A 13,317-nucleotide genomic window follows, 5' to 3' on the forward strand; every position below is an offset into this window, starting at 1 on the left:
CGAGATGCCCCGCACCAGTGCGAGCTGGTGCGGGGCGTTTCTGCAGGCCAGCAGCGATTTCTTGGCGCCGCCGCCGGTCCGGAAAGAGCCGAACTCAGATGTCGTAGTAGAGCTCGAACTCGTGGGGGTGCGGGCGCAGACGGATCGGGTCGATCTCGTTGGTGCGCTTGTAGTCGATCCAGGTGGCGATGAGGTCCTCGGAGAAGACGTCGCCCTGGGTGAGGAAGTCGTGGTCGCGCTCGAGGTTGTCCAGAGCCTCGCCGAGGGAGGCGGGCACTTGGGCGATCTGCTCGTGCTCCTCGGGGGGTAGCTCGTACAGGTCCTTGTCGATCGGCGCCGGCGGCTCGATGCGGTTCTTGATGCCGTCGATGCCCGCGAGGAGCTGGGCGGCGAACGCGAGGTACGGGTTGGCCGACGGGTCCGGCACGCGGAACTCGACGCGCTTGGCCTTCGGCGAGGAGCCGGTGACCGGGATGCGGATGCACGCGGAGCGGTTGCGGGCCGAGTAGACCAGGTTGACCGGTGCCTCGTAGCCCGGCACCAGGCGGTGGTAGGAGTTCACCGACGGGTTGGTGAAGGCGAGCAGCGACGGTGCGTGCTTGAGCAGGCCGCCGATGTACCAGCGAGCCATGTCGGACAGGCCGCCGTAGCCCTTCTCGTCGTAGAACAGCGGGTCGCCGTTCATCCAGAGCGACTGGTGCGAGTGCATGCCCGAGCCGTTGTCGCCGAAGATCGGCTTCGGCATGAAGGTGACCGACTTGCCGGCCTGCCACGCGACGTTCTTGATGACGTACTTGAACTTCATCAGGTCGTCGGCCGAGTGCAGCAGCGTGTTGAACCGGTAGTTGATCTCCTGCTGACCGGCGGTGCCCACCTCGTGGTGCGCGCGCTCGACGTCGAGGCCGACCGCGGCAAGCACGGCGCACATCTCGTCGCGCAGGTCCGCGAACTGGTCGTTCGGGGAGACGGGGAAGTAGCCACCCTTGTAGCGGGTCTTGTACCCGAGGTTGCCACCCTCCTCCTCGCGGCCGGTGTTCCACGCGGCCTCGACGGAGTCGATGTGGTAGTAGCCCTCGTTCGCCGAGGTCTTGAAGCGCACGTCGTCGAAGATGTAGAACTCCGCCTCGGGGGCGAAGAACGCGGTGTCGGCGATGCCGGTCGACTTCAGGTACGCCTCGGCCTTGGCGGCGATGGTGCGCGGGTCACGCGCGTATGGCTCGTCCGTGAACGGGTCCACGATCGAGAAGTTGATGATCAGCGTCTTGCGCTTGCGGAACGGGTCCAGGTACGCCGTCGTGACGTCCGGGACCAGCTTCATGTCCGACTCGTGGATCGCCTGGAACCCGCGGATCGACGACCCGTCGAACATCAGGCCCTCGGTGAAGGAGTCTTCCGAGAACTGCTCGACGGGCATGTTGAAGTGCTGCATCACGCCCGGCAGGTCGATGAACCGGACATCGATGAACTCCACCCCCTCGCGACGGGTGAAGGCGATGGCCTCCTCGGCGTTCGTGAACATGCATGCGCTCCTTGGAAGGACGTGGCCGGCGGGCACAGCCCGCCGCTCGGCGACCACGACGGTATGGCGGCAGCGTTTCTCCGGCGTGGCGCATATGTTTCGAACACGTTACGGAGACCTCGACGATGGCGCCACGCGACGCGACGCGACCTCATGTGGCCCACGTACCCTGAGGCAATGGCGTCGCGTGAGGACATGGGTTCGTGGCTCGAGGGCGGCAGGAGGACGGACCCTAGCGGTGCGCGGGGTCGCCTGGGGCTCCCCGAGTCGGGCCCGGGATCGCTCGCACGGCTCGGCCGGCGGGCCGTCGCGCTCGTCGTCGACTGGGCCGTCGCCACCCTGATCGCCTACCTGGTGACGAGCCCCGCATCGTTCGCGGAGCTGAACTCGTGGGTGACTCTCGGGGTGTTCGCGCTCGAGAACCTGCTGCTGGTCAGCACCGTCGGTTTCACCATCGGGCACCGCTTGCTCGGCCTGCAGGTGCGGGTGCTGGGTGCCCCCGCCGACGTCGCCCCGGGGTTCGTGCGCGGGTTGGTACGGACCCTGCTGCTGTGCCTCGTCATCCCCGCCGTCGTGTGGGACGGCGACGGTCGCGGCCTGCACGACCGCGCGGCCGGCACGGTGCTGCTCCGCCGCTGACGCAACGGCGGCCTATCGCAACGGCGGACTATCGCAACGACGGACTATCGCATCGACGGGCTCACGCAACGAGGGCCGGGTCGCCCGTGGCGACCCGGCCCGTCGTTTGCGGGCGGCGTCCTGGTCAGCGCCCGCGCAGGCCCTTGCGGTCGGGGCGGGCCTTCATCGGGTCGACGCCCTTCGGGATCGGCAGCCGCGCGCCGCCGAGCGCCTTGAGCCGCTTCTTGACCTGGTCCGCCTCGGGCTTGGTCAGGGTGTTCTTGAGCTTCTGCACCTTGCGCGCCACCTTGGGCAGCGGGACCTGCCCCTCCTCGTTGCCGCACTCGATGAGCGTGATCGGCACGTTCGGCAGCACGCGCGACACGCGCCTTCGCTCGTCCTCGAGGAGACGCTTGACGCGGTGCGACGGGCCCTCGCTGACCAGCACGACGCCGGGGCGCCCGACCCCGCGGAAGATGAAGTCCTGCGTGCGCGGGTTGACCGCGATCGGCTCGTCGTCGAACTCCCAGCCGCCGCGGACGGTGCCGAGGGCCGCGCGAGCCGCGCCGGGCTGGCCCTCGATCTGCGTGTACGCGGCCCGCTCCGCCTTGCGCGTCAGGATGAACATGGCACCCAGCAGGGCGAACGGCAGGCCGACGACCATCGCATAGACAGGGGCGTCGAGCAGCAACCCGATGACGAACGCCACCGCGAGGATGCCGACGAAGGCGCCCAGGAGCACCCAGGTGACCGTCGGATCCTGCTTGCGCGTCATCTGGTACGCGGACCACACCTGGTGGTACCAGCGCTGCTTCTTGGGCTTCTTCTGCTTACCGTTGGCGTCGGCGGACGCGCCGGCGTCGGACTTGGTGCGGGCCATGGTCGTCCAGTCTAGTGGGCGGGTGCAGTGCTTCGGTCAGCGGGCGGGGCGGGCGAGCAAGCTCGCCGCCTCCTGGCGCGACGAGGTCGGCTCGGCGAGGTGCGCCAGCGACTCCGGGATGGGCAGCCCGCGGCGGGTCATCGCTTGTCCCCACAGGCGCCCGGCGCGGTACGACGACCGCACGAGCGGGCCGGCCATGACGCCGAGGAAGCCGATCTCCTCGGCGGCGTCCGACAGCTCGACGAACTCCTCGGGACGCACCCAGCGGTCCACGGGGTGGTGGCGCAACGACGGACGCAGGTACTGCGTGATGGTGATGAGGTCGCAGCCGGCGTCGTGCAGGTCCTGCAGCGCGACCTTGCACTCCTCGATGGTCTCGCCCATGCCGAGGATGAGGTTCGACTTCGTCACGAGCCCTGCGTCGCGCGCGCGGGTGAGTACGGACAGCGACCGGTCGTAGCGGAAGGCCGGACGGATCTGCTTGAAGATCCGCGGCACCGTCTCCACGTTGTGGGCCAGGACCTCGGGCCGCGACTCGTTGACCTGGTCGAGCAGCTCGGGGATGGCGTTGAAGTCGGGGATGAGCAGCTCCACGCCGGTGCCCGGGTTGAGCGCGTGGATCTGGCGAACCGTCTCGGCGTAGAGCCAGGCACCGCCGTCGGCGAGGTCGTCGCGGGCGACGCCGGTGATCGTCGAGTACTTCAGGCCCATCGTGCGGACCGACTCGGCCACGCGGCGGGGCTCGTCGGCGTCGAGGTCGGCCGGCTTGCCCGTGTCGATCTGGCAGAAGTCACAGCGCCGCGTGCACTGGTCGCCGCCGATGAGGAACGTGGCCTCCCGGTCCTCCCAGCACTCGAAGATGTTGGGGCAGCCCGCCTCCTCGCACACCGTGTGCAGGCCCTCGCCCTTGACCAGGCCCTTGAGCTCCCGGTACTCGGGACCCATCACGGCCTTGGTCTTGATCCACTCGGGCTTCTTCTCGATGGGGGTGGTGGCGTTCCGGGCCTCGATGCGCAGCATGCGGCGGCCCTCGGGTGCGATCGTCACGGGTGTCTCCCGGTCGTCGTCGAGCAGGGTGGACGCCGGGCGGGCTCGGCCTGTGAGGCCGGGAGCCCGCGCCGGACCTCGTCAGACTACGTGAGCCGGGTCGGACTATGTGAGCCCGGTCAGACGACGTGAGCCGGGCCGCCCGGCCAGGTGCGATGCCCACCGTGTGGACGTGACGTGGGCAACGCTCCCGACGTCAGGCGGTCGCGAGCGGCACGGCGACCGGTGCGGTGACCGGCGCCGCCACCGCGCGCAGCGGCTCGAGCCGGCGGGCGAGGGCGTCGACGAGGGGGCCGTACGCGTCGCCGAGGGTGACGGTGCGACCGGTCTCGATCGTCAGGGAGGTGACGTCGGCGTCGGTGATGCCGCACGGCACGATCAGCTCGAAGCGGCTCAGATCGGGGCAGCAGTTGAGGGCGATGCCGTGCATCGTCACGCCCTTGGCCGTGCGCACCCCGATCGCGCACACCTTCCGCTCGCGGCGGTCGGCGTCGGCGGCCAGCCACACGCCCGTGCGCCCCTCCACCCGGATGGTCTCGAGCCCGAAGCCCGCGCACACCTGCATCACGGCCTCCTCGAGCGCCCGCACGTAAGCCACGACGTCGATCGGCTCGGCGAGGCGCAGGATCGGGTACACGACCTGCTGGCCCGGGCCGTGCCAGGTGACCTTGCCGCCGCGGTCGACGTCCACCACCGGGGTCCCGTCGGTAGGGCGCTCGTCGCGGCGCGTGCGCCGGCCCGCGGTGTAGACGTCGGGGTGCTCCACGACGATCAGTGTGTCGGGTCGGTCTCCGGCGACGACGTCGGCGTGCACGCGGCGCTGGAGCTCCCACGCCTCGTGGTATTCGGTCAGTCCGGGCAGCGTCATCACGTCCACCCGGCGAGGCTAGCCCTCGCCGCGCTGTGAGCGCACGAGGGTGACGAGGATCTCGCGCAGCTGCGCCACCTGGTCGTCGTCGAGGCCGCTGGTCGTCAGGTCCTCGGCAGGCTGCACCCGTCCGGCCTCGGCGGCGGCAGCCCGACCTGCCTCGGTGACGGCGACGGCCCGCCGCCGGCGGTCGTGCGGGTCTTCGCGGCGGGACACGTAGCCGGAGCGCTCGAGCCGTGCGACGACGCGGCTCATGGTCTGCTCGGTGACGCCGTTGAGCCGCGCGAGCTCACGCTGCGTGCGGGGGCCGGCGAGCAGGTGCAGGAGCACGGGGAACCCTGCATGGTTGAGGTCCCACGCCGCGAGGTGGGCGTTCCAGTCGTGCTCGATGCGGCGGACGACGGTGAAGAGGAGGCGCCCCGTCGGCCACCGCGCGGGATCGTCGCTCGTGGGTTCGGCCGCGGCGGCGTCGGGCCACGTCGCGTCGGACGGGGTCGCGTCGTCGGTCACTTGCTGCTCGCCTCCCTGTCAGGCAGGATACTCAGCATGCTGAGCAATCGTAGTTCAGGACTCCTCCGGGGCCTCGCCATTCTGGCAGCGATCGGCGTGTGGCTCGCCATCGGGGCGATCGGCGGACAGGCGCAGGGCAACCTGAGCAGCGTCCAGACGAACGACAACGCCGCGTTCCTGCCCGCGAGCGCCGAGTCCACGCAGGCCGCCGAGCTCGCCCGCGAGTTCACCGACTCCGAGACGCTGCCCGCACTGGTGGTCAGCGAGACTGCCGACGGGTCCGCGCTGACGAAGGAGCAGCTTGCCGACGTCCAGGCCTTCGCCGGGTCGATCGGCGACGCCCCGCTCGAGGGCACCTCGGGCGACGAGCCGCGGACCGTCGGGGACGCGAGCGTGGCGGACCCCGTCGTCGTGCCGTCCGAGGACGGGCGGGCCGCCCTCGTGGTGGTCTCCCTCGACGCGGCGAAGGCCTCCGAGGACGTCGGCGCGGAGGAGTCGAGCGTCTCCGAGCTCGCGATCGGCGCGCTGCGGACGCTCGCCGCCGCCGACGCCGCGGACGGGGGGCTCGCCGGCACCGGTCTGGAGACGTGGGTCACGGGGCCGGCCGGTTTCGTCGCGGACCTCGTGAGCGCGTTCGGGGCGATCGACACCGTGCTGCTGCTCGTCGCGCTCGGTGCCGTCTTCGTGATCCTCGCGCTCGTCTACCGCTCGCCGGTGCTGCCGTTCGTCGTGATCTTCACGGCCGTGCTCGCGCTCTGCCTCGCCGGGTTGGTGGTGTACCACCTCGCCGCGAACGACGTCCTCACCCTCAACGGGCAGTCCCAGGGGATCCTGTCGATCCTCGTGGTGGGCGCCTCGGTGGACTACGCCCTGCTGCTCGTCGCCCGCTATCGCGAGGAGCTGCGCACGACCGTGTCGCCGTACACGGCGATGCGTCGCGCCCTCCGGGCCTCGGTCGAGCCGATCGCCGCCAGTGCGGGGACAGTCATCGCGGGGCTGCTCTGCCTGCTGCTGTCCGACCTGTCGTCCAACCGCAGCCTCGGTCCGGTCGCGGCCATCGGCATCGCCGCGGCGTTCCTGTCGGCGATGACGTTCCTGCCCGCGATGCTGCTCGTCGGCGGGCAGCGCGCCCGGTGGGTCTTCTGGCCCCGGGTCCCGCACGCGCTCGGGCGGCACCCCGACGCCCCGGGGGCGTCCGTCGGATCCACGGACGACGACTCACACGTGGAGGTCGCGGGGCACGGCGTCTGGTCCCGCGTCGCCGGCTTCGTCGGGCGCCACGACCGGGTGGTGTGGATCGCCACCGCCGTCGTGCTGGCCGGGGGAGCGGCGTTCGTCCCGACGCTGGACGCGAACGGTACGGGTGACTCGGAGGTGTTCCTCACCCAGGTCGACTCGGTCGACGGCGAGAAGGTGCTCACGAGCCACTTCGAGGGAGTCTCCGCCCAGCCCGCGATCGTCGTCGCCCCCGAGGAGGACGCCGACGCCGTGGTGGACGCGGCCGAGGACACCGACGGGATCACCGCCGCGACCGTCGTCACCGACCAGCCGGCCGCCGCGCCGGGGCGGCCTGCCCAGGGTGACCCGCTCGTCGTCGACGGGAAGGTGCGCGTGGACGCCACGACCGAGGCGCCGTCCGACAGCCAGGAGGCGGTCGACACCGTCGCCGACCTGCGTGCCGCGGTGCACGAGGCGAGCCCGGACGCCCTGGTCGGCGGTGCGGCCGCCGAGCGGCTCGACACCCAGGTCGCCGGGCAGCGCGACCTGCGCACCATCGTCCCCGTGGTGCTGGCCGTGATCCTGCTGATCCTCGTGCTGCTGCTGCGCTCGGTCCTCGCGGCCGTGCTGCTCATGGCGGCCAACGTGCTGTCGTTCGGGTTCGCGCTCGGCGTCGCGGCCCTGGTGTTCAATCACGTCCTCGACTTCCCGGGCGCCGACCCGGCGGTGCCGCTGTACGCCTTCTGCTTCCTGGTCGCGCTGGGGGTCGACTACTCGATCTTCCTCATGACCCGCGTGCGCGAGGAGAGCCTCGAGGTCGGCACGCGGCGCGGCGTGCTGCGGGGGCTGGCCGTCACGGGCTCGGTCATCACGTCCGCCGGGGTCGTGCTCGCCGCGACCTTCGCCGCGCTCGGGGTCATCCCGCTGCTGTTCCTCGCGCAGCTGGCGGTCATCGTCGCGTTCGGCGTGCTGGTCGACACGCTGGTGGTACGCAGCCTCCTGGTGCCCGCCCTCGTGCACGACGTCGGCGATCGCGTCTGGTGGCCGTCGCGCCTGGGGCGCGGCCGGGCAGGCGCGCAGGGCGGGTGACGGACGGCGGTGCGCGGTTCCACCCCGCGCGCCGCCGCCCGGCCCGTCAGGGCCCTACCGCGAGCGCAGGGTGCCGTCGGCCGTGAACGCCGGCCGGAGCCCGGCGAGCTGCCTCTTGCTGACCTCGGCCGCGGGCCCGCCGTAGAGCGCGTTGTAGACGAGGTTGAACGACGAGCGGGGCAGCGACCGGAAGGTCACCTCGCTGCCGTACGTGACGACGCTGCCCTTGCCGATGTCGAACGACACCACGTTGGCCGCGCCCGCGATGTGCTCCTCGCCCCGGAGATAACCGCTGGCGAGCACGCCGGAGTCCGGGTAGGTCGACACCACGTCGGCGTCGGGGCCGGTCGGGGTCCACGCCTGGGTGCCGTAGAGCCAGACCGGCCACTGCTCCGGCATGCCCCACGCGACCATGTCCGAGGTGTCGAACTCGTGGTTGAGCAGGCTGCCGCCCGTCGCGAACTCGTCGGAGTCGTCGGGCAGCGCCGGCTCGATCGGCAGGTCCAGCAGCTCCTTCGCGGTGGCGACCGAGTCGCCGATGGCCAGGAGCGTGCCACCCTGGCGCACGAACTGGGCGAGCTTGCGCCAGCCCTTCTGCCCGACGCCGTAGGCCCACGCGAACTCCTCGTCGTACTTCTGCGGGTCGAGGCCCTCGACGATGTCCTTCCGGGAGATGCCCTGCGGGAGCACGATCGTGTCGTAGACGTCGATCAGCCGCCCGCTCTGGAAGTCCTGCGCGCCGACGACGTCGTAGGCGACCTTGTACTGGTCCATGAGGTACATGTCCCAGCCGCCCGGCATGTTGTTCGCCCCGCGCAGCAGGCCGACCCGGGTGCGGGGCTTGAGCTGGATCCCCTCGACGGCCGGTGCCTGTGCCGTCGCCGCCACGGGCACGCCGACGTCGGCGCTCGACGTGGCGAGCACGCGCCGCGCTTGCGGCGTGGCCGGGACCACGTACGTCCCCGCGGGGTAGGCGGTGTCGTCGGAGGTGAACTCGGCGCCCGCGCGGAAGGTGGCGATGTTCGCCTTCTGCAGGGCGGCCACCATCGGGATCGTCCCGTACGACTCCGGCCGCACGAGGTACGCCCCCGTGGATCCCGGTGCCGCCGGCATCTCGACCTCGGGCACCTCGATCTCCTCCACGCGCTCGAGGTCGGCCTCGAGCGGCTCGTCGATCGCGGCGACGTCGACGCCGAGCTGCAGCGGCAGGCTCGTCGTCGCCTCGGCGTACGGCAGGTCGTCGACCGGGTACTCGTCGGTGCCGAGCAGCTGGTCGGCCCAGTTGCCCAGCGGCTGGTGCGTCGCGATCACCCACGACCCGGCGGGGTACCGCTCGCCGCCGGCCGTGAAGGGCGCCGTCGCCCGGTCGATCTCGACGTCGGTCCAGTCGAGCCGCTCGAGCATCTCGTACGTCGCGTAGGGGTCACGCTGGTCGGCGCCCACCACGTAGGCCGCGACACCGGACGCCACACCGTTCTCGGTGAACTCCTGCGGCGCGGCGTAGAGGTTGTCGTACAGCAGCTCCTCGCCGTTGTCGGCCACGTACTCCATGCCCGCGTAGGTGGCGGTCTCGGCGTACTCGACGATGTCCCGCAGCGTCCAGGTGTCGTTGTCGTACGGCTGGATGAGGTCCTGCGTGGGCGTCTGGGGGCCCAGCGGGCTCCCGTCATCAGACCGCTGCGGGTACGCCAGGTCGGCCACCGACGCGATCTCCGTGAGGTACACGCCGGTCCCCGTGAACGGGAAGAACCCGACGGGCTGCTCGAGGGTCCAGTAGATGTGGTAGTCGTCCGTGCCCACGCCCTTCTTGCCGTCGGCCGTCAGGTCGCGCATGGCGTGCTGGCCTACCGCCGAGCTGGACGCGTTGGAGTTGGCCGGCACGTTCGCGCTGGTGACGCCCCCGTACGGCGGCACGAAGATCCGCTCACCGGAGCTGCCCTGCTGATGCATGATGTGGGTCATCACCGGCCGGTACTCCTGGCTGAGCCCGAGCCGGTACCGCGCCTCGACCTGGGTGAACATCGTCCAGTCACGGTTGTCGTCGTGCCCGGTGTACTTCTGGTAGAGGTCGGGGTAGACGCGGGCCAGGTCCGTGTCGGCGGTGCGGTCGAAGTGGTCGACGACCTTGACCTGGCCGTCAGGGTTCTGCGACGGGACCAGCATGATCACCGAGTTCGTCAGCACGTTCTCGGTGTAGTCCGAGGTCTCGGTCGCGAGCCGGTGCACGATGTCGTTGATCGCCTGCCCGTTGCCGACCTCGGTGGAGTGCACGGTGGCCTCGAGGTGGTAGATCGGCACGCTCTCGCGCGCCAGTGCGCGAGCCTCCTCGGGCGTCGTCGACCGTGGGTCGGACAGGCGCTTGTTCAGCTCCACGATCTCGTCGAGCCGTTGCAGGTTCTCCGGCGAGCTGATGAAGACGGTCGCGTACTCGTTGCCCTCCGTGGTCTCGCCGACCGTCTCGTAGGTGACGCGGTCCGAGCTCTCGGCGACGGTCCGCATGTAGTCGAGCACGTCCGGGTAGGCGGCGAGCCGTCCCTCCGTGCCCATCTCGAACCCGAAGTATTCCTCGGGGGTGGCGATGTCCGCCGTGGCCGCCGTCAGCGTGCTTCCGGACGCGTCCGACGGCGCCTTCGCGAGGGCGCCGGAGGCGACCAGGCCGGTTGCGAGCAGAGCGGCCGCCGTCGTGGTGACGACGGTGGTACGTCGTTGTGCCATGTGCTGCTCCTTTCACGCGACCCCGCTGCCTTCTGCGGTGAGGTCGTCGCCCAGGCTATTGCCGCAGCACACTTTCGTCCTGGCGTCGGGGTGGCCGGCACGACCGGGCGGTAGCAGGCCTCCCGCGTGGCACCCGGCCGGGTCGGGACCCGGCCGGGCACCATGGAGGCATGGTCACGGACGAGGCGACGGCGACGGGCACGACCGACGACATGGCGGCGGCGCCCCCGCCGCGGCTGGCGATCGTCGGCTACGGCGGCGCGGGCCGGGAGATCCACGGCCGGCTCGCGGCGGAGGCGGGGCTGCCCGTCACGGCGGTCGTGACCCGAGACCCCGGGCGGCGCAACCAGGCGGCGGGGGACTGGCCGGGCGCGCGGCTGCTGTCCGACCTGGACGCCCTGGTCGCCGCGCGCCGCGCGTACGACCTGGTCGTCGTCGCGAGCCCCACGTCGCTGCACGCCGAGCACGCGGCCACGCTGGCCCGCGCCGAGATCCCGTTCGTGCTGGACAAGCCGATCGGGCTCGACGCGCACCAGGCGCGCGCCGTGGTCGAGGAGGCCTCCGCCACCGGCACGCCGTTCACGGTGTTCCAGAACCGGCGCTGGGATCCCGAGCAGCTCACCCTGGCGAGCCTGCTCGACGGCGGCGACCTCGGCGACGTGCACACGTTCGAGCGGCGCTGGGAGCGCTGGCGCCCCACCCCGCGGCAGCGCTGGAAGGAGAACGACCCGGTGGGCGGCGGGCTGCTGCTGGACCTCGGCCCGCACCTGGTGGACTCCGCGACGCAGCTCTTCGGGCGGGTGGAGTCCGTGTGGGCGCAGCTGCGGAAGCTGACCACCCCGACGGAGGACGACGTCTTCCTGGTGCTGCAGCACGAGCCCGGCGGCGGGCGGGCCGGGAGCCCGCACGGCGTGGTCTCCCGGCTGTGGGCGGGCTCGGTGGTGGGCGCCCCCGGTCCGCGCACGCGCGTGCTCGGCTCCGCGGGGGCCTACCTGGTCACGACCTTCGAGCAGGACGCCTCACCGTTCGAGGTCTTCGACGACGACGCCCCTGACGGCTCGCTCGGGTGGTTGACCCGCGGGCGGGAGCGCCGCGCGGTGGAGGCGGCGCCGGGCGGGCACGCGGACTTCTACCGGGCCCTCGGCCCCTGGTTGCGCGGGGACGAGCCCGCCCCCGTCGACCCGGCGGACGCGGTGCGCACCGCCGAGGTGCTCGACGCCGCGCGGGTCTCGGCGCGCGACGGGCGGCGCATCGCGGTCTGACGCACGGCCTGTGGATGACGCTGCCTGTGGATGACGCGGCGTGCGGTGCCCGCCGAGGGTGTTCGATGGCTCCGTGCCCACTCAGACGCTGCCGATCCCGACCGACTCCGGCGCCCGCGAGGCGCTCCTGCAACGGGTGAGCGCGCTCGCCGGGCTGCGCCACCCGTGCCTCGAGCCCGTGGCGGCGTTCGACGTGCGCGACGACGGGACCCTCGCGGTCCGTCGCGGCGCGGGGGCGGCGAGCGACCTGCCGACCGTGCTCGCCGTGCGGGGCAGGCTGACGTCCCGGGAGGCCGCGGGCGTGCTGGTCGCGGCGGCCCGCGGGCTGGCCGCCCTGCACAGCGAGGGCCTGGCCCAGGGCGCGCTCACGGCGGCGGACGTGGTGCTGGGCCCGAGCGGCGAGGCGATGCTGCGGCCGCGGGTGGGCGGCGCGGGGGAGCCGGACGGCGACCCGGGCGCGGAGGACGTGCACGCGCTCGCCGCGCTGGTGGGGGATCTCCTGGGCGACCGCGCGGACGACGAGGCGACGGCCCTCCGGGCGGTCCTGGCCCCCGCGGCGGCGCCGGATCCCCGGGTGCGTCCGGAGGCGGGCACCCTCGCGGCCCAGGCCGACGCCGCCGTCCCTCCGGAGCCGGTGCGGCTGCCGGAGGCGGCGACCCTCGCGGCCGCGTCGCTCGGACTGCGGTCGTCGGATCCGGGGCCCGCCCCGCAGGCGCGGCGTCGGCGCGTGGTGCAGCGCGGCGCGGCGGCAGGGCCCGGTGCCCGGGGCGCGCGCCCGACCCGCGCGTCCCGGCGCCCGCGGCCCGGGCGGCGGGGGTCGCGCCGGGCGGGCGGCCCGTCGCGGGGAGTGCCTCGGGGAGTGCCCAGAGGGGTGCTCGGCGCGGTCGGGGCGGTGGGGCTCGTGGTGGTCCTGGCGGCGGTGGCCCTCCAGGTGCGCCCGCCGGACGACGCGGGAGTCCTCGCCCCGACGGCACCGGCGAAGGAGGTGGCCGCGACCACGGCGGCGGACCGGACGCAGGACCGCGACGACCCGGCCGCCGCGGCGGCGGAGCTCACCGAGCGCCGGGGTGCGCTGCTGTCCGGGGGTGCGGACGGCGGCACCAAGGACGGCACCAAGGACGGCACCGAGGTCGGTGCCGGGGTGGACGGGGTCGACGGGGTGGATGTGCCCGGGTCGGCGGCGCACGATGCCGACGTGGCGCTGCTGGACGAGGCCGAGCTCGCCGGCACGCGGGTGCGTGGCGCGGAGGTGCTCGTCGACGACGTGCGCACCGAGCGGCACGACGGTGACGAGGCGGAGGTGGAGGTGGAGTACACCGTGGGTCCGCACGAGCAGGTCGCGGACGACGGCGAGGTGACGGCGGTGCCCGCGTCCGACGCGCGGCGGGCGACCCTGCGGCTCGCGTGGACACCTGAGGGGTGGCGGGTCGCCGAGGTCGGATGAGCGCGACGTCGAGCACGAACGACGTCGAGCACGAACGACGTCGAGCACGAACGACGTCGAGCACGAACGACGTCGCGTATGAACGACGTCGAGCACGAACGACGTCGCGTATGAACGACGTCGCGTATGAACGGCGTCGAGCACGGA

At 72.5% G+C, this 13,317-nt stretch carries 10 protein-coding genes; 4 read left to right on the top strand and 6 right to left on the bottom strand.

All coding sequences use genetic code 11. The annotated features are described in order from the left end of the window. Nucleotides 1–94 precede the first annotated feature (94 nt). Nucleotides 95–1,519, bottom strand: coding sequence for a type I glutamate--ammonia ligase (gene glnA, locus AC1C2W_RS18590; protein ID WP_495391154.1), 1,425 nt, complete (start codon nucleotides 1,517–1,519; stop codon nucleotides 95–97). A 177-nt stretch (nucleotides 1,520–1,696) separates the two neighbouring features. Here glnA and AC1C2W_RS18595 point away from each other — a divergent pair, with 177 nt between their 5' ends. Beyond that, nucleotides 1,697–2,158 carry an RDD family protein gene (locus AC1C2W_RS18595; protein ID WP_495391155.1) on the top strand — a complete coding sequence of 154 codons (462 nt, stop codon included), beginning with the start codon at nucleotides 1,697–1,699 and terminating at the stop codon, nucleotides 2,156–2,158. 124 nt (nucleotides 2,159–2,282) lie between these two features. Here the strand turns inward: AC1C2W_RS18595 and AC1C2W_RS18600 are convergent, their stop codons facing one another. From AC1C2W_RS18600 to AC1C2W_RS18615, 4 genes are all read right to left on the bottom strand, one after another. Beyond that, nucleotides 2,283–3,017 carry a DUF4191 domain-containing protein gene (locus AC1C2W_RS18600; protein WP_495391156.1) on the bottom strand — a complete coding sequence of 245 codons (735 nt, stop codon included), beginning with the start codon at nucleotides 3,015–3,017 and terminating at the stop codon, nucleotides 2,283–2,285. Between the two features lie 36 nt (nucleotides 3,018–3,053). Continuing rightward, entirely contained in the window at nucleotides 3,054–4,064 is a 1,011-nt protein-coding gene (gene lipA / locus AC1C2W_RS18605) for a lipoyl synthase (protein ID WP_495413962.1), read from the bottom strand. Nucleotides 4,065–4,260: 196 nt separating this feature from the next. Beyond that, nucleotides 4,261–4,932, bottom strand: a complete 672-nt coding sequence (lipB, locus tag AC1C2W_RS18610; RefSeq protein ID WP_495413978.1) for a lipoyl(octanoyl) transferase LipB — start codon at nucleotides 4,930–4,932, stop codon at nucleotides 4,261–4,263. 18 nt (nucleotides 4,933–4,950) lie between these two features. Then, nucleotides 4,951–5,442, bottom strand: a complete 492-nt coding sequence (locus AC1C2W_RS18615) for a MarR family winged helix-turn-helix transcriptional regulator (RefSeq protein WP_495391158.1) — start codon at nucleotides 5,440–5,442, stop codon at nucleotides 4,951–4,953. Between the two features lie 36 nt (nucleotides 5,443–5,478). On the opposite strand from AC1C2W_RS18615, the gene AC1C2W_RS18620 reads away from it, so the two are divergent. After that, nucleotides 5,479–7,749 carry an MMPL family transporter gene (locus AC1C2W_RS18620; RefSeq protein ID WP_495413963.1) on the top strand — a complete coding sequence of 757 codons (2,271 nt, stop codon included), beginning with the start codon at nucleotides 5,479–5,481 and terminating at the stop codon, nucleotides 7,747–7,749. 54 nt (nucleotides 7,750–7,803) lie between these two features. On the opposite strand, the gene AC1C2W_RS18625 is transcribed toward AC1C2W_RS18620, so the two are convergent. Next, the gene (locus AC1C2W_RS18625; protein WP_495413964.1) at nucleotides 7,804–10,464 is read right to left on the bottom strand and encodes a M14 family zinc carboxypeptidase; all 2,661 of its coding nucleotides are present in this window, start codon (nucleotides 10,462–10,464) and stop codon (nucleotides 7,804–7,806) included. A 212-nt stretch (nucleotides 10,465–10,676) separates the two neighbouring features. Between AC1C2W_RS18625 and AC1C2W_RS18630 the strand changes: the two genes are divergently transcribed. Together AC1C2W_RS18630 and AC1C2W_RS18635 are read left to right on the top strand one after the other, a co-directional pair. Next, complete coding sequence (locus tag AC1C2W_RS18630; RefSeq protein WP_495413979.1) at nucleotides 10,677–11,726, top strand: Gfo/Idh/MocA family protein; 1,050 nt, start codon at nucleotides 10,677–10,679, stop codon at nucleotides 11,724–11,726. 73 nt (nucleotides 11,727–11,799) lie between these two features. Next, entirely contained in the window at nucleotides 11,800–13,170 is a 1,371-nt protein-coding gene (locus AC1C2W_RS18635; RefSeq protein ID WP_495413965.1) for a hypothetical protein, read from the top strand. Nucleotides 13,171–13,317 lie beyond the last annotated feature (147 nt).

Source organism: Isoptericola sp. Y581, from assembly GCF_059445475.1.